Genomic DNA, 14,815 nt, shown 5'->3' on the forward strand with positions numbered 1-14,815 from the left:
CATGCTCCCCATCGTCTTCATCCCCGGCCTTCTGTGTGACGAGCGGCTGTGGCGCGACCAACGCGAGGCCCTGTCGGACCTGACCCCGTCCGCCATCGCCGACGTGACGCTGGACGACAGCGTCGAGGCCATGGCCGCGCGGCTGCTGGCCGCCGCGCCGCCGCGCTTCACCCTGGTCGCCCTGTCTATGGGCGGCTATGTCGCCTTCGAAGTGCTGCGTCAGGCGCGCGAGCGGGTCGCCGCTGCGGCGCTGCTCGACACCAGCGCCGCGCCCGACGCGCCGGGACGCTCGGCCGAGCGCGAGGCGGCGCTGGCCTCGCTGGGTTCGGGGCGGTTCGCCGGCGTCACCGACCGGCTGCTGCCGCGGTTGGTCGACGAGCAGCACCTGGGCGGTCCGGTCGGCGATGACCTGAAGGCCATGGCCCAGCGGGTCGGCGGCGAGGCCTTCGTACGCCAGCAGACCGCGATCATGCACCGCCCCGACAGCCGCCCGCTGCTCACCACGCTCGACATTCCGGTGCTGGTCGCGGTCGGCGACGGCGACGTGCTGACCCCGCCGGCCGAGTCGGTGGCGATGTTCCGCGCCCTGCCCCGCCCGGCCTTCCACCTGTTCCACCGCTGCGGGCACCTGCCGGCGATCGAACAGCCTGACGAGACCAGCGCGGTCTTGCGTCGGTGGCTGGCGACCACCACCTGACGTCACGGCAACGGCCGTTGCAAATTACCGTCCAGTTGGTATGTAACCGCCATGACCCAGCCCCGCCGACGCCAGCCTGAAGCCACCCGCGCCCAGATCATGGGGGCGGCAATGAAGACGTTGCAGGAGGGCGGCGCGGCCGGGTTCACGCTCGACGCCGTCGTGTCGCGGCTGCCGCTCAGCAAGGGCGCGCTGCTGCACCACTTCCCCAGCAAAGCCGAGCTGCTGAAGGCGCTGGTCGACGAGGCCGGCGAGAAGTTCTCGGCGACGGTCGAGGCGATCGCCGCCAAGGATCCGCATCCCGTCGGGCGCTATGGCCGCGCCTACCTGGCCGCGACCGTGCAGCTGACCATGAGCGAAGACGAGGTGCGCACCAGCAAGGTGGTCTTGGTCGCCTGCCTGCTGGAGCCGGCCCTCGCCGATCGCTGGCGCTGGTGGGTCGACAAGATCACCCAGGATGCGCCCAACGATGTGGTCGGGGCCGACGACGCCCTGCTGCAGCGGCTGATCGCCGACGGCCTGTGGCTCTCGGACGTGTTCGGGAACAACCCGGTGCCGATGGAGCAGCGCCGCGTGATCGGGGCGCTGATGGGCGCCTCGCCGCCGGACGAGGCGCCGGCCGCCTAAAGGGCCTTGGCCGCGGCGTACTCGCCGGCCAGCTGGTCGACGATGGCGCCGACCTGCTCGATGGAGCGCACCGCGCCGACCCCTTGCCCCGCGGACCAGACGTCCTTCCAACGCTTGGCGTCGTTGTCCTCCGGGCGGCCGAGGTCGATCTCGGCCTTGGCGCCCATGGCGGCGGGATCGAAGCCGGCCGCCACCAGGCTGCCCTTCAGCCAGTTGGCGGGGACGCCGGTCAGCGAGGCCGAGAGAATGATCTCGTCCGCCGTCGCCTCGACCAGCATGGTCTTGTAGTCCGGATGGGCCATGCTTTCCTCGGCGGCGATCAGCCGGGTGCCGAGATAGGCGTAGTCGGCGCCAAGGATCTCGGCCGCGCGCACCGCCTGACCCGAGCCGATCGCACCGCCCAGCACAATGACCCCGTCAAAGAACTCGCGCACCGCCGGCACGAAGGCGAAAGCCGAGAGCTGTCCGGTGTGGCCGCCGGCCCCGGCCGAGATCAGCACCAGGCCGTCGACGCCCGCCTGCGCCGCCTTCTTGGCGTAGGAGATCGAGTTGACGTCGGCCAGCACCTTGCCGCCGTAGGCCTGGACCTCGGCCACCAGTTCCTTGGGGCTGCCGAGCGCGGTGATGACGATCGGCGGCTTGTGCTTCATGACCAGCTCGAGCTCTTCGGCCATCCGCTCATAGGTCCGGTGGACCATGATGTTGATCGCCCAGGGCGCGTCGCCCACCGCGGCCTTGATGTCGCCCAGCCACCGATCCAGCACCTCGATGGTGCGGGCGTTGTTGGCCGGGAACGAGCCGACGATCCCGGCCTTGCACGCCGCCAGCACCAGTTCCGGCCCCGAGACCAGGAACATCGGCGCGGCGATGGCCGGCAGCCGCAGCCGCCCCTTGAGCGAAACCAGATCCTGCATCGCGTATCCTTACATCCCCAGGCGCGAACCCCCCGCGCCTCCAAAAGCCGCAAGCCTTGACTTGCAAATCGCAACTTATTGACCGCCCGCAGCGGCGTCAACCGCTCCAGCGTTGTTACTTGCATAATCGAACTTACGCCAATAGCCTGCGATCAGGGAAACGCAGGAGGGACGCGGTCATGAGCGAAAACATGAAGACACTGGAGGCGATGATCGCCGCCTCGAAGCGGAAGGACCACGACGCCTTCCTCGACACCCTGACAGACGACCTTGAGTATCACTGGCGCATGGGGACCAAGCCCATTCGCGACAAGGCGACCATGCGCAAGTTCCTGCGCAACTACGAGCAGGGCTTCGATCAGCGCGACTGGATCGTGCTCAACTGGGCCGAAAAAGGCGACCTGATGCTCGTCGAGGGTCTGGAGAAGATCTACGACCGCAAGAACGACGTGTTGATCGACAACCCGTTCATGCAGGTCATCGAATTCCGCGACGGCAAGGTCTGGAAGCTGCGCGACTATTACGACTCGGCCCGCCTCGAGGCGCCGGCCAAACAGGAGAGCGCCGCGTGAGCGAAGCCAAGATCGACCTCATCCGCCGTCTGCAGCAGGCGATCGCCGCCAAGGACAAGGCCGGCTTCCTCGACTTCTTCGCCCCGGAGGTCGAGTACCACTATCACGTCGGCACCCGGCCGCTGATGGGCCGCGACTGGGTCGAGAAGTTCATCACCAAGTACTGGGCCGACAACACCGGCTCGACCTGGGTGATCGAGCGTCACGCCGAGACCGACACGCACCTGTTCACCGAGGGCCGCGAGGAATACGTCAACGCCAGCGGTCAGACCGTGACCCACCCCTATATGGGCGTCATCGAGTTCAAGCCGGACGGCAAGATCGTCGGCTGGCGCGACTATTTCCAGATGGCCGACCCGAACGCCACGCACTGAAGAGCGCGCCTGTCTTCCGCCGCGCGGAAGGCAGGCCTACCAGCCGGCGGCGTTGCGCAGCCTGATCCCGCTGGCGTGCAGCGTCGTGTCCCAGACCCCGCGCAGGGGCGTCAGGCTCTCCACCACACGCAGGTCGACACCGCAGGCGCGCAGGGCGCCGGGCAGGTCCGACATCTCGTCCATGGCCAGCGGCGTGACCGCTTCGCGCGCCACCCACATGCCGGCGTCGTCGAGGCTCTCGAAGCGCTCGGCCGGCAGGTCGTAGCGATAGATCCGCGCGACGTTGAGCTTCGCCAGCCAGCGCGCTTCGACATAGACCGCCCGCTCGGCCGCGCCGAGCCAGGCGGCGCGATCCTCGGCCGAGGTGGTCGCCAGCGGCCAGAGCAGGATACGCGGGCAGTCGCGCGGGAACAGGTACATCGCCTGATGCGGTTCATCGATCGCCCACACCAGCGGCCCGTTCAGCCACTCGCGTCCCGGCGGCCGGATCGACGGCGTGCGAACCGGGCGCGGCTCGAACCGCGCGATCGCAGGATCCTCGCTGAAGTGGAAGAGGCGCATCGCGCGACTAGGCGGGGGTCGCGCGGCGCGGTCAACTAGAACGCCCAGGCGCAGCCGATGCCGACGGCGGCCCCCTGCTCGCCCGCCGGATCGGCGTCGCCGCCAGCGCGGGCCTTGCAGCCGTTCTTCGGTCGGCGAGCCAGATAGGGGTCGGCCTCGCGGGCGAAGGCGCCGCGAACGTCGAGGTCGAGCTTGCGGCCGATCTTGTCCTCGACCGCCGCCAGACGCTCGTCGCACCGCTGGCGCTCCTCGTCGGTGAGGTCAGCCAGCCGGCAGCCGATCAGACCGCGCAGGGCCCGGCGCACGGCCGGCGGCGCGGCGGTCTCCCCAGCGCCGGGCGCCGCGGTCGGCGCGGCGAGGCCTGGCTCCTGGCGTTGGAGCGGGGCGCGCTCCGGCGACTTGGCGGCATGCGGCCGCGGCGGCGTCGGCGGCCGCTCGCGCGGCTCGACCGGCGGGCGGCGAAAGATCGGCGGCGCCAGCAGCACTTCCATGGCCGGGGTCTCCGCCGACGTCGACAGCACGTGGCGCTGGACCAGCAGCCATCCCAGCACGACGACGTGCGCCCCGATCGACAGGGCTAGCAGCAGGATCCGTTGCTGCGCGCGCGCCATTTCCACCCTCTCGCGAACTTCCGGCCGGACGCTCGCTCTGGCTGAGGGTGGAATTATGGCAGAGCTTGAGCCGCCGACGGGCGCAGCAAGCCGCTGGCCGCCAACGGCGCGACCAGGCCAGCGACGAACAGGGTGTTGGGGATCAGGTTGAGGCCGAACCCGGTGGCGACCGAGAGCGCGCTGTCGATGACGAACCAGACCAGGCCGCTGGCCAGGATCATCCGCCAGACCGGCGCGCCCATCGGCCCCAGCCGGTGCGCGGCATCGATGGCCGCGTAGAGGGTCAGGCTCCAGCCGATCGTCACCGCGCCGAGCACGGCCAGGCCGAAACGCATCGGCCCCTCGATGACCAGCGGCTCAGGCCCGTTGAGAATGTCGAGGAGCAGGCGGACCGGTCCGCTGGTCGCCTCCGCCGCCCCGCCCGCCAGCACGACGCCGAACACGCCGACCACCGCGCACCACCCGTTCAACCACGTCCGCCAGAACCCCGACATCGCCTGCTCCTCTTGAGTTTGAAGCAGGCTAGGCGCTGGGCCTCGCCGCGGCCATGACCTCGGAGGTCATGGCGCGAGCGCGATCAGGCCTCGGCCTTGGCGCGCTGGTCGCGCAGGGCGCTGCGGCGGACCTTGCCGGCGTCGTCGCGCAGGCGTTCGTGGGTGACCTCGAGGCTGCGGGGGATCTTGTAGGGGGCGATGCGCTCGGCCAGGAACGCCTTGACCTGCGCCTCGTCCAGCGACGGACCGCCGGGCGCCATTTCCAGGATGGCGTGGACGCTCTGGCCCAGGTCCTCGTGCGGCAGGCCGACGACGACGCTGGAGAGCACGCCCGGATAGGCGTCGACCGCGGCCTCGACCTCGGCCGGATAGATGTTGGCGCCGCCGGAGATGATGAGGTCGGTGCGCCGGTCGGCGAGGTAGAGATAGCCCTCCTCGTCGATGTGGCCCATGTCGCCGAAGGTCTCCCACTCGCCCTGCGCGCGCGGCTCAGCGCCGATGTAGTGGTAGGTCGCGCCGCGGCCGCCGGCCGGCAGGAAGAACACTTCGCCCACTTCCCCTGCCGGCGCAGGCGTCCCGTCCTCGCGCAGGATGCGGATCTCGCTGCCGGGCATCAGCCGGCCGACCGAGCCCTTGTGGGTCAGCCATTCGCGCCCGCCGATCGAGGTGCCGCCCATGGCCTCGGTGCCGGAATAGACCTCCCAGACCGCGTCGGGACCGAGCCACTCGATCCACTTCTCCTTGAGCCAGACCGGGCAGGCCGAGGCGATGTGGACGATCATCTCCAGGCTGGAGACGTCGGCGGCGGCCTTCTCCTCGTCCGGCAACCGCCAGACGCGGTGCATCATGGTCGGCACCAGATAGGCCCACTGGACCTGATGCTCGTCGATCAGGCGCAGGGTCTGCGACGGATCGAAGCGCTTGGTGATCACCAGATGGCAGCCCCAACAGAGCGCCATGTAGGCCAAGCCGAACGGGGCGGCGTGGTAGAGCGGTCCGGGAATGATCACCGTGTCGCCCGGATGCATGCCGAGCGAGGGCGCGTCGGGATCGATGATCGAGGTCGCGTGGTCGACGATGACCTTGGGGCGGCCGGTGCTGCCGCCGCTGGCGATCGCCTTGACGTGCTTGGCGGTCAGTTCGGGCAGCGGATCGGCGGAGGCCGCCTCGTCGTGGGTCGCGGCTTCGTCGAGGAAGTCGACGCCGGCGGCGCGGGTCGCCTCGCCGCCGATGACGACGCGCGGCTGCATCAGCTCGATGATCGCCTTCAGTTCGGGCGCCGGCAGCCGATAGGAGACCGGGGCCGGCGTGGCGCCCAGGGTCCAGGCGGCGAAGGCCAACTCCAGGAAGGCCGGGCCGTTCGGCAGGGCGATGGCGACGAAGTCCCCTTCCCGCACGCCGTGGGCGGCGAGACCCCGGGCGCGGCGGTTCACACGGGCGGCGAATTGCGCCCGGGTCAGAGTCTTACCTTCGCAGGTGATGGCCGGGGCGTCCGGATCGCGGGCCGCGTGCAGGCCCGGCAGGGTTCCGATCGGCCGGGGGGCCGGCGGCGCGATCGTCGGCGACAGCAGGGTCCGGGGCGTCCTCACGGAGCGGTCCTTTCGGCGGGCTTGGGCGGCCAAGGGATTAGCGAGGAGGTGCGGCGAATGTAGTCGTCATAGCCCGGCCGCTGATGGGTCAGGCGCTTCTCATAGGAGGGGCCGCCGCTCCAGCGGGTCAGCAGCAAGATCAGCAGCAGCGGACCGGGCAACGCCCAGAGCCCGAGCGTGGTCTCCGCAGCGATCAGGTAGAAGCCGACCCAGGCGCAGATATCGCCGAAGTAGTTCGGATGGCGGGTGTAGCGCCAGAGGCCGGTGGATAGCACCTGGCCGCGATTGGCCGGATCGCCCTTGAAGCGCTTGAGCTGGGCGTCGGCGGTGGTCTCGAAGGCGATGCCGAACAGCGACAGCGCCGCGCCGATCCAGCCGAGCACGCCGATGTCGGCCGGCTGGGCCGAGATCTGGCCGAGCTGGACCGGCAGACTAACCACCCAGAGCAGCGGCGCCTGGAAGGCGAAGACCATGCGCAGCGAGGCGTGGGCGTAGCTCCAGCCTTTGTCGGCCTTGGCGCGGTCCATCATCTTCACGTAGCGGCGGTCGGGTCCTTCGTGCCGCCAGCGGCCAAGGATGTGCGTGCCGAGCCGCAGGCCCCAGAGCAGCGCCAGGCCGGTCAGCAGGTATCGGCGGGCCTGCGCGCCGTCAGGCGTCTGGAAGAAGCTGGCGACCGCCATGCTGGCCAGGCCGAGGCCCCAGCAGGCGTCGACGAAGGTGACGTCCTTGATCGCGCTCCCGATCATCCAGAGGATCAGGAAGCCGGCGACCAGCAGGCCGAAATTGACCGCAAGCAAGGTCACGATCTGTGAGAGTTCAGGCATTGGTCGTTCCCCCTTAACGGCCGGTCGAGATTTCAGTCGCCTTGAGCATCTTGGCCATCTGGCGCTCGAGGCCTTTCGGATCGCGGGCCTGGGCGGCGCGCGTCTCGACGGCCATGCGGTCGGTGTCGACCTCGTCCTGGCCGCGCTCGATGGCCTTGATGCCGGCCTTGGCGATCACCGAGGGTGGCTCCTTGGCGCCCTTCACGTGCTCGGCCATGCGGGTGTCGACCGAGCCGACGATCAGGGCCGAGACAGTCGTGCCCTGGTCGGCCAGTTCGGCGCGGATGCACTGGGTGGCGGCGCGCATCGCGAACTTCGAAGGGCTGTAGCCGCCCATGTTCGGGGCCGCCAGGATGCCGCCGACCGACAGCACGTTGATGATGCCGCCGCCGCCGTGGCGCGCCAGGCCGGGCGCAAAGGCGCGGCACATGGCGACGGGGCCGAAGTAGTTGACCTCCATCTCCTCGCGCGCGCCGGCCAGCGTGTCGGAGCCGATCAGCAGACCGTGGGTGAAGGCGCCGGCGTTGTTGACGATCAGCGAGACGTCGGTGCGCGCGGCGGCGATCGCCGCGATCTGGTCGGGCTCGCTGACGTCAAGCTGAACGGCCGTGACCTTGCCCGGATAGTCGGCTTCGAGATGCTTGGCCGAGGCCGCATCGCGCGCCCCGGCATAGACGTGGGCCGCGCCGGCGGCGACCAGTTCGCGCACGAAGGCTTCGCCGATGCCGCGGTTGGCCCCGGTGACCAGGGCGACGCAATCCTTGACCTGCATTGTGACCTTCCCAGGCTGCGCGCCGCTTCGGCGTCGCCAGCCTGCTTCTCCCGTTTCGTTTTTAGTCTTTATATGAAAGCTACACGATCGAAGGCGCCGCGCAAGGGGGCGTCGGCCTCGGAGGCTCCTTCTCCCCTCGTGGGCATCCCCCAGGCATACAGGGCCGGCCAGCCGTGTCATCCCGGTTTGCGGAGCAAGACCGGGACCCATGAACACGGCGCCGGCGACGCGCCACCTTCGACCTCAGGCGCAAATGGGTCCCGGACAAGCCCTGCGGGCTTTCCGGGATGACACTTTGTGCGACCTAGTTTTCCACGTGCGTCGTCCACGGCGCGGCGGGATCGCGGTGGTCGGTGCTGAACCAGCGGGGGAAGCCGTGCAGGGTCTGGCCGCCGTCGACCAGCAAGCTGGTCCCGGTGACATAGCCGGACGCCGGGCTGCACAGGAAGGCGGCGGCCTGGGCCACCTCCTCCGGGCGGCCGGCGCGGCCGAGCGGCGTGGCTTTGGCGAGGGTTTCCGGCACGCCCGGCTCGGCCAGCAGGCTCTCGGTCATCGGGGTCTCGATGACGCCGGGCAGCACGGCGTTGACCCGGATGCCATAGGCGCCGAGTTCGGAGGCCAGGATCTTGGCCAGCATCACCAGCCCGGCCTTCGACGCGCAGTAGGCCGAGAGCAGATCGGTCGGAAACACCGCCCCGGACGAGGCGTTGAGCACGATCGCCCCGCCGCCCTGCAGCATCCGCCGGGCCGCGGCCTGGGCGACCAGGAACGTGCCGTCGAGGTTGATCGCAGTGTGCCGCTTCCACTCCTTGGCCTCGATCTCCAGGACCGGGCGGTAGCGGCCGTAGCCGGCGTTGGCGAAGCAGAAGTCGAGCCGCCCGCCGGTGAAGCTGTCCACCTGTTCGAACACCGCAGCGATGCTGTCTGGATCGCCCTGGTCGTAGCCGGCGATTTCGACGGCGAGCCCCTCCCCGCGCCAGGTCTCGGCCAGGCCGCCGAGGTCTTCCAGCCGGCGGTCGAGCGCCACGACCTTGGCGCCCCGCTGCGCGAACAGCCGCACCGCCGCCGCGCCCATGCCGCCGGCCGCGCCGGTGACCACGCCCGTCCTGCCCTCGAAATCCCGCATGGCGGCCTCCCTATGACTTGCATTTAAGAACCGATACCTTAGGCTCGCCGGCAAGATCACGAAAGAGACGGTTGGAGGAAGCCATGGCGATCTATCTTCTGGGCGGTCATCAGAGCGACTTCGCCCGCGCCTGGTCGCGCGAGGGTCTCGACCTGTCGGACATCCTGCGCGACGGCATTCTGGGGGCGCTGGACGCCTGCAAGCTGGACGCCTCCGACATCGACGCCGTCCACGTCGGCAACGCCTTCGGCGAGCTCTATCGCGGCCAGGGTCACCTGGCGGCGATGGTCGCCCAGGTGGTTCCCGAACTGCACGGCGTGCCGGCCATGCGCCACGAGGCGGCCTGCGCCTCGGCCTCCATCGCCGTGCTGACCGCCACGGCCGAGATCGAGGCCGGCCGCTATGACTGCGTGCTGATCGTCGGGGCCGAGGAAGAGAAGAACCTGCCGGGCGACGAGGCCTCGAAGGTCCAGAACGCCGCCTCCTGGCAGGGCCGCGAGGGCATCGACTGCCGGTTCATGTGGCCGGCCGTGTTCGGCCGCCTCTCCCAGGAGTACGGCGAGCGCTACGGCCTGGACCGGCGGCACCTGAACCGGATCGCCGAGATCAACCTGACCAACGCCAAGCGCAACCCGCTGTCGCAGACCCGCAAGTGGGCCTTCACGCCCGAGAACTTCACCGACGACGACACCGCCAACCCGATCATCGAGCCGGGCACCCGGCGGATGGACTGCGGCCAGATCACCGACGGCACCAGCGCCATCGTGCTGTGCTCGGACCGCTTCATGGAGCGCTACGCCGCGCGCCGCGGGGTGAAGGCGAGCGACTTTCCGCAGATCCTCGGCTGGGGCCACACCAACGCCGGCATCCGTTTCCTCGACAAGATCGAGCGTTCGAAGGGCCAGGACTACATCTTCCCGCACGTGCGCAGGGCGATCACCGACGCCTGGGGCCGGGCCGGCATCGCCGGGCCGCAGGACCTGTCGGGCGTCGAGACCCACGACTGCTTCACCTCGACCGAGTACATGGCCATCGACCATCTGGGCCTGACGGCGCCGGGGCAATCCTGGCAGGCGGTGGAGAGCGGCCTGATCGAGCTGGGCGGCAACTGCCCGGTCAACGCCTCGGGCGGGCTTATCGGCGTCGGCCACCCGGTCGGCGCGACCGGCGCGCGGATGCTGCTGGACGCCGGCCGCCAGGTCACCGGCACGGCGGGCGACTACCAGGTCGAGGGCGCGCGCACCTATCAGACCCTGAACATCGGCGGCTCGCTGGGGACCGTGGTCAGCTTCGTGGTGGGTCGGGCCGGGTAGCTCCAATTCCTCCCCCGCTGGGGGAGGTGGCGCGCGCAGCGCGACGGAGGGGGCCTGCTGACTCAGCAATCCCCCTCAGTCAGCCATTCGGCTGACAGCTCCCCCAGCGGGGGGGAGCAATTTGGGCCTAGCTCCGCCACAGCCCCGGAGGCGCGGCGACCACCTTCGGGATCGCGGCCAGGACCATGCCGGCGACGGCGTACTGCTCGGGCTTGGTGCGCACGCCCGGCTCGGCCAATTCGGTCAGGTCCATGGAGAGGCGCACGCCGGGCAGGCCGGTGAGCTCGATCTCCCAGTGCGGTTTGCCGGTGAAGGCCGGCAGGCTCATGTCCATCACCCAGTTGACCGCGTGGGTGATGCGCCGGACGCCGGCGACGAGGCCGTGCACGCGCCAGGTGGTCGCCGCGACCGTTCCGGCCCGCACGACCCCGGCCCGGACGTCGAAGTCGTGGTCGGCCAAGGTGACGGCGTGGTCGGCCTCGATGGCGTCGAGTTCGATCTCCAGCTTCTGGGCCAGGGCGGCGACGGACTGGGCGTACATGTCGGTGAAGGTGCGGGCCAGCGGGCCGTCCTTGAGGTCCAGCCCGGCGGGGTCGGCGCCCATGCCGAGCGCGCCGAACACATAGGCGGCGTTGGGGATGCCCGAGCAGTCGATGACCTCGGTGGTCGCGATGTGGTCGAGCCGCAACGAGATCCCGGCCACCGCGGCGGCGACCTTCTCGGCCACCCATCCGGGATTGACGCCGACGCCGGCCAGGGTCGCCCCGCCCTTCCGCGCGCTCGCGTCCAGGTCCTGCGCATAGGCCGCGCCCAGCGCCCAGGGGTGGAAGTAGTTGTTGATCGAGATGACGTTCTTGCCGCTCTCCAGCAGCCGCTTCACATCGCCGTCGTGGCCGTCATAGGGGCTGGCCAGCATCGGACAGTGCAGCACGACGTCGGTGTCGAGGGCGAGGATGTCGTCGATCGAACCGGTCGCGAGCACGCCCGTCGCTGGCCGCCGCGCGATGTCGCCAGCGTCCACGCCGGCCTTGGCGGGGTTGTAGACGTAGAGCCCGACCAGCTCGCAGTCCGGCGAATCCAGCACCGCCCGCAGGCAGGTCTTGCCCATCGATCCGCTCGCCCATTGGACGACCCGCACCCTGCCCGCCATGCCCGCTCCCGCTCACTTTTCGTTAGCTTGCATTCCAAGACTTATCGTGGCAAGCCGGAGCATGGCCAGACGCCCGATCAAGGGCGCGGCCGGGAGGAAAATCGCACGTGGACGCCTGGATCTACGACGCCGTGAGGACCCCGCGCGGCAAGGCCCGCCCGGACGGATCGCTGGCCGCCAACAAGCCGCAGGAACTGGTCGGAGCGCTGGTCGATGCGCTGGAGGCCCGCGGCCAGGACCCGCGCGCCAGCCAGGCGATGGTGCTGGGCTGCGTGGGCCAGATCGGCGACCAGGGGGCCAATATCGCCCTGGTGTCCAAGCTGCATTCGGGCGTCGCCGAGGACGCCTACGCCTTCACGCTCAACAACTATTGCGTCTCGGGCCTGACCGCGATCGGCCACGCGGCGACCATGGTGGCGGGCGGCGCGATAGACCGGGCGCTGGCCGGCGGGGTCGAGATGATGTCGCGCGTGCCGTTCATGGGCGACAACGCCGGCTACTACACCGACGCCGCCTTCCCCAAGCGCTCGCGCTACATCCCGGTGGTGGTCGCCGCCGACCGGCTGGCGCAGGCCGAGGGCGTGACCCGCGCGGAGCTGGACGCCGTCGCCCTGGCCTCCCAGGTCCGCACCGGCCAGGCCGAAGCGATCCCGGCGCTGATCGCCTCGCGCATCGCGGTCGGCGCGGCGAGCGCCGAGGAGTGCGCGCGGCCGCAGACCACCGCCGAATCCCTGGCCGCGATGCCGGCCGCCTTCGCGCCCCTGGCCGCGACCTATTCTGAGGCGCTGGAAGGCCCCATCGACCACCGCCACACCATCGCCCACGCCCCGCCGGTCTGCGACGGCGCGGGCCTGGCCGTTGTCGGCGGCGCGCCGAGCGGCGGGCGCAAGGCGCGCGCCCGCATCCTGGCCTATGCCGAGTCCGGCGGCGATCCGCAGGCCTCGCTGCTGGCCGGGTTCTCGGCCATGGACAAGGCATTGGCGCGGGCCGGCCTGAGCCTAGCCGACATGGACCGCGTGGAGTTCATGGAGGCCTTCGCCGTCACCATCGCCAAGTTCCTGCGCGACCGCCCGGCCGACCCGGCCAAGGTCAATGTCGGCGGCGGGCACCTGGCCAAGGGGCACCCGATGGGAGCGACCGGCGCGATCCTGCTGTCCTCGCTGCTCGACGCGCTGGACGCCGCGGACGGGCGCCTCGGCCTCGTCGTCGCCACTGGCGCGGCCGGGGTCGGCGCCGCCATGGTGGTCGAACGTCTCGCCTGACCGGAGCCGACGATGATCCTCGTTCCCGCCGACCATATCGCCACGTACCGCGCCAAGGGCTGGTGGGGCGACACGACCATGGTCGACCTGCTGGACCGGCACGTGGCCGAGCGGCCCGGCGACGACGCCCTGATCGATCCGCCGAATACAGGGGCTATCATCGGGCGCGATCCGCGCAGCCTGACCTGGCGCGAGCTGGGCGACGAGGTCGACCGGCTGGCCGCGGCGCTGCACGCCGCGGGCCTGGCCAAGGACGACGTGCTGCTGGTGCAACTGCCCAATGTGGTCGAGCTGACCCTCGCCTATCTGGCGGCCTTCAGGCTGGGGATCATCGTCACGCCTGCGCCGGTCCAGTACCGCGAGAACGAGCTCTCCAGCATCGTGCGCCGCACCGGCGCCAAGGCGGCGATCACCGGCGCCATGATCGGCGGTCACGACCATGTGGCGCAGCTGCGCGGCCTGCCGCTCGAGACGATCTTCAGCGTCGGCGCGGCCGAGGGCGCGACGGATCTGGCCGCAGCGATGAGCGCGGTGACGCCCCGCGAGCTGGCCGCGGCGAGGCGCGCTGCAGAGACCGCGGTCGTCACCGCCGACGACGTAGCGACGATCTGCTGGACCTCAGGCACCGAAGCCGAGCCCAAGGGCGTGCCGCGCAGCCACAACGAGTGGCTGATCATGGCCCAGGGCGTGGTCGCCGCCGGCCGCCTGTCGAACGGCGCGCGGCTGCTGAACCCGTTCCCGATGGTCAATATGGGCGGCGTCTCGACGGCGCTGGCCGGCTGGCTGCTGATCGGCGGGACGCTGATCCAGCACCATCCGTTCGACCTGGCGGTGATGCTGCAGCAGATGCGCGACCACGCCATCGACTACACCGTGGCCCCTCCGGCCGTGCTGAACCTGCTGGCCCATGATCCCAAGCTGCTGGAAGGCGTCGATTTCGGCCGGCTGCGGGCCATCGGTTCGGGCTCGGCGCCGCTCTCGGAGACGATGATCCGCGCCTTCCACGACCGCTACGGCGTCGAGATCGTCAACTACTTCGGCTCCAACGAAGGCATGTCGCTGTGCGGCACGGCCGACGACATTCCCCGGCACGGCGAGCGGGCGACGTACTTCCCACGCGTCGGCGCGCCGGGATTCGATTGGGCCTATCCGCTGAACGACCGCTTCTTCAGCCGCCTGGTCGATCCCGACACCGAGGAAGAAATCACCGAGCCGGGCCGCCCGGGGGAGATGCGGATCAAGGGCCCGACCGTCTTCGCCGGCTATTGGCGCGCGCCGGAGTTGACCGCCAAGGCGTTCGACGCGCAGGGCTGGTTCCGCACCGGCGACCTGTTCGAGATCGCCGGCGACCAGGCGCAGTACTACCGCTTCGTCGGCCGGCTGAAGGACATCATCATCCGGGGCGGGGTGAACATTTCGTCGGAGGAGCTTGAAGGCCACCTCATGGGCCACCCGGAAATCGCCGAAGCCGCAGTGGTCGGCGTGCCCGACGAGCGGCTGGGCGAGCGCGTCTGCGCCTTCGTGGCGCTGCGCCCAGGCAAGACGCTGGACCGCGAGACGATCAACGCCTTCCTGACCGGCGAACGCAAGGTGGCGGTGTTCAAGCAGATCGAGCGGCTGGAAGTGCTGGCCGCCCTGCCCCGCAATCCGGTCGGCAAGGTGCTGAAGCGCGAGCTGCGCGCGACGCTGATCTAGCGCCCAGACGGAACAGATCCTCCCCTCGTGGGGGAGGTGGATCGATGCGCAGCATCGAGACGGAGGGGGACCGCCTTCTCAAGAGATTCGAAGTCCCCCTCAGTCAGCCATGCGGCTGACAGCTCCCCCAGTGGGGGAGCATCTGCATTCTCCTCTGCAGAAATCGCCCCTCCCGCCAAACCAGCCATTGCCCGCCCTCGCGCGCACCATTAGTATCATTTCGCAAGTAACAAG

At 70.1% G+C, this 14,815-nt stretch carries 16 protein-coding genes; 7 read left to right on the forward strand and 9 right to left on the reverse strand.

Features of this window, described 5'->3' with window-relative positions:
- Position 1 precedes the first annotated feature (1 nt).
- Positions 2-697 carry an alpha/beta fold hydrolase gene (locus AC1Q87_RS06590; RefSeq protein ID WP_492608169.1) on the forward strand — a complete coding sequence of 232 codons (696 nt, stop codon included), beginning with the start codon at positions 2-4 and terminating at the stop codon, positions 695-697.
- 51 nt (positions 698-748) lie between these two features.
- The gene (locus AC1Q87_RS06595; protein WP_492608170.1) at positions 749-1,324 is read left to right on the forward strand and encodes a TetR/AcrR family transcriptional regulator; all 576 of its coding nucleotides are present in this window, start codon (positions 749-751) and stop codon (positions 1,322-1,324) included.
- On the opposite strand, the gene AC1Q87_RS06600 is transcribed toward AC1Q87_RS06595, so the two are convergent.
- Positions 1,321-2,238, reverse strand: coding sequence for an NAD(P)H-dependent flavin oxidoreductase (locus AC1Q87_RS06600; RefSeq protein WP_492608171.1), 918 nt, complete (start codon positions 2,236-2,238; stop codon positions 1,321-1,323). The two genes, AC1Q87_RS06595 and AC1Q87_RS06600, sit on opposite strands and share 4 nt — an antisense overlap.
- 179 nt (positions 2,239-2,417) lie before the next feature.
- Here AC1Q87_RS06600 and AC1Q87_RS06605 point away from each other — a divergent pair, with 179 nt between their 5' ends.
- Entirely contained in the window at positions 2,418-2,810 is a 393-nt protein-coding gene (locus AC1Q87_RS06605; RefSeq protein WP_492608172.1) for a nuclear transport factor 2 family protein, read from the forward strand.
- Positions 2,807-3,184 (forward strand): nuclear transport factor 2 family protein, encoded by a 378-nt coding sequence (locus AC1Q87_RS06610; protein WP_436061880.1) that lies wholly within the window; start codon positions 2,807-2,809, stop codon positions 3,182-3,184. Before AC1Q87_RS06605 ends, AC1Q87_RS06610 begins: the two co-directional genes overlap by 4 nt.
- A 36-nt stretch (positions 3,185-3,220) precedes the next feature.
- On the opposite strand, the gene AC1Q87_RS06615 is transcribed toward AC1Q87_RS06610, so the two are convergent.
- The 7 genes from AC1Q87_RS06615 to AC1Q87_RS06645 all read right to left on the reverse strand — a co-directional run bounded on the left by AC1Q87_RS06615 (position 3,221) and on the right by AC1Q87_RS06645 (position 9,161).
- A complete protein-coding gene (locus AC1Q87_RS06615; protein ID WP_492608173.1) occupies positions 3,221-3,745 on the reverse strand; it encodes a DUF6886 family protein in 525 nt (174 codons plus the stop codon).
- Between the two features lie 35 nt (positions 3,746-3,780).
- On the reverse strand, positions 3,781-4,356 hold the full coding sequence (locus AC1Q87_RS06620) for a hypothetical protein (RefSeq protein ID WP_492608174.1): 576 nt from the start codon (positions 4,354-4,356) through the stop codon (positions 3,781-3,783).
- Between the two features lie 53 nt (positions 4,357-4,409).
- Positions 4,410-4,850, reverse strand: a complete 441-nt coding sequence (locus AC1Q87_RS06625) for a hypothetical protein (RefSeq protein WP_492608175.1) — start codon at positions 4,848-4,850, stop codon at positions 4,410-4,412.
- Between the two features lie 83 nt (positions 4,851-4,933).
- Positions 4,934-6,439 carry an AMP-binding protein gene (locus AC1Q87_RS06630; protein ID WP_492608176.1) on the reverse strand — a complete coding sequence of 502 codons (1,506 nt, stop codon included), beginning with the start codon at positions 6,437-6,439 and terminating at the stop codon, positions 4,934-4,936.
- On the reverse strand, positions 6,436-7,263 hold the full coding sequence (locus AC1Q87_RS06635) for a DUF1295 domain-containing protein (RefSeq protein ID WP_492608177.1): 828 nt from the start codon (positions 7,261-7,263) through the stop codon (positions 6,436-6,438). The genes AC1Q87_RS06630 and AC1Q87_RS06635 overlap by 4 nt, the downstream gene beginning before the upstream one ends.
- Before the next feature lie 13 nt (positions 7,264-7,276).
- A complete protein-coding gene (locus AC1Q87_RS06640) occupies positions 7,277-8,035 on the reverse strand; it encodes an SDR family oxidoreductase (RefSeq protein ID WP_492608178.1) in 759 nt (252 codons plus the stop codon).
- 304 nt (positions 8,036-8,339) lie between these two features.
- Positions 8,340-9,161 carry an SDR family NAD(P)-dependent oxidoreductase gene (locus tag AC1Q87_RS06645; protein WP_492608179.1) on the reverse strand — a complete coding sequence of 274 codons (822 nt, stop codon included), beginning with the start codon at positions 9,159-9,161 and terminating at the stop codon, positions 8,340-8,342.
- A gap of 83 nt (positions 9,162-9,244) precedes the next feature.
- Here AC1Q87_RS06645 and AC1Q87_RS06650 point away from each other — a divergent pair, with 83 nt between their 5' ends.
- Entirely contained in the window at positions 9,245-10,474 is a 1,230-nt protein-coding gene (locus tag AC1Q87_RS06650) for an acetyl-CoA acetyltransferase (RefSeq protein WP_492608180.1), read from the forward strand.
- A 127-nt stretch (positions 10,475-10,601) separates the two neighbouring features.
- Here the strand turns inward: AC1Q87_RS06650 and AC1Q87_RS06655 are convergent, their stop codons facing one another.
- Positions 10,602-11,624: an NAD(P)H-dependent amine dehydrogenase family protein gene (locus AC1Q87_RS06655; protein WP_492608181.1), complete on the reverse strand. Its 1,023-nt coding sequence runs from the start codon at positions 11,622-11,624 to the stop codon at positions 10,602-10,604.
- 107 nt (positions 11,625-11,731) lie between these two features.
- On the opposite strand from AC1Q87_RS06655, the gene AC1Q87_RS06660 reads away from it, so the two are divergent.
- On the forward strand, positions 11,732-12,886 hold the full coding sequence (locus AC1Q87_RS06660; RefSeq protein ID WP_492608182.1) for a thiolase family protein: 1,155 nt from the start codon (positions 11,732-11,734) through the stop codon (positions 12,884-12,886).
- Between the two features lie 12 nt (positions 12,887-12,898).
- Positions 12,899-14,581 carry a class I adenylate-forming enzyme family protein gene (locus AC1Q87_RS06665; RefSeq protein WP_492608183.1) on the forward strand — a complete coding sequence of 561 codons (1,683 nt, stop codon included), beginning with the start codon at positions 12,899-12,901 and terminating at the stop codon, positions 14,579-14,581.
- Positions 14,582-14,815 lie beyond the last annotated feature (234 nt).

Source organism: Phenylobacterium sp. GW823-FHT02A09, assembly GCF_058797775.1.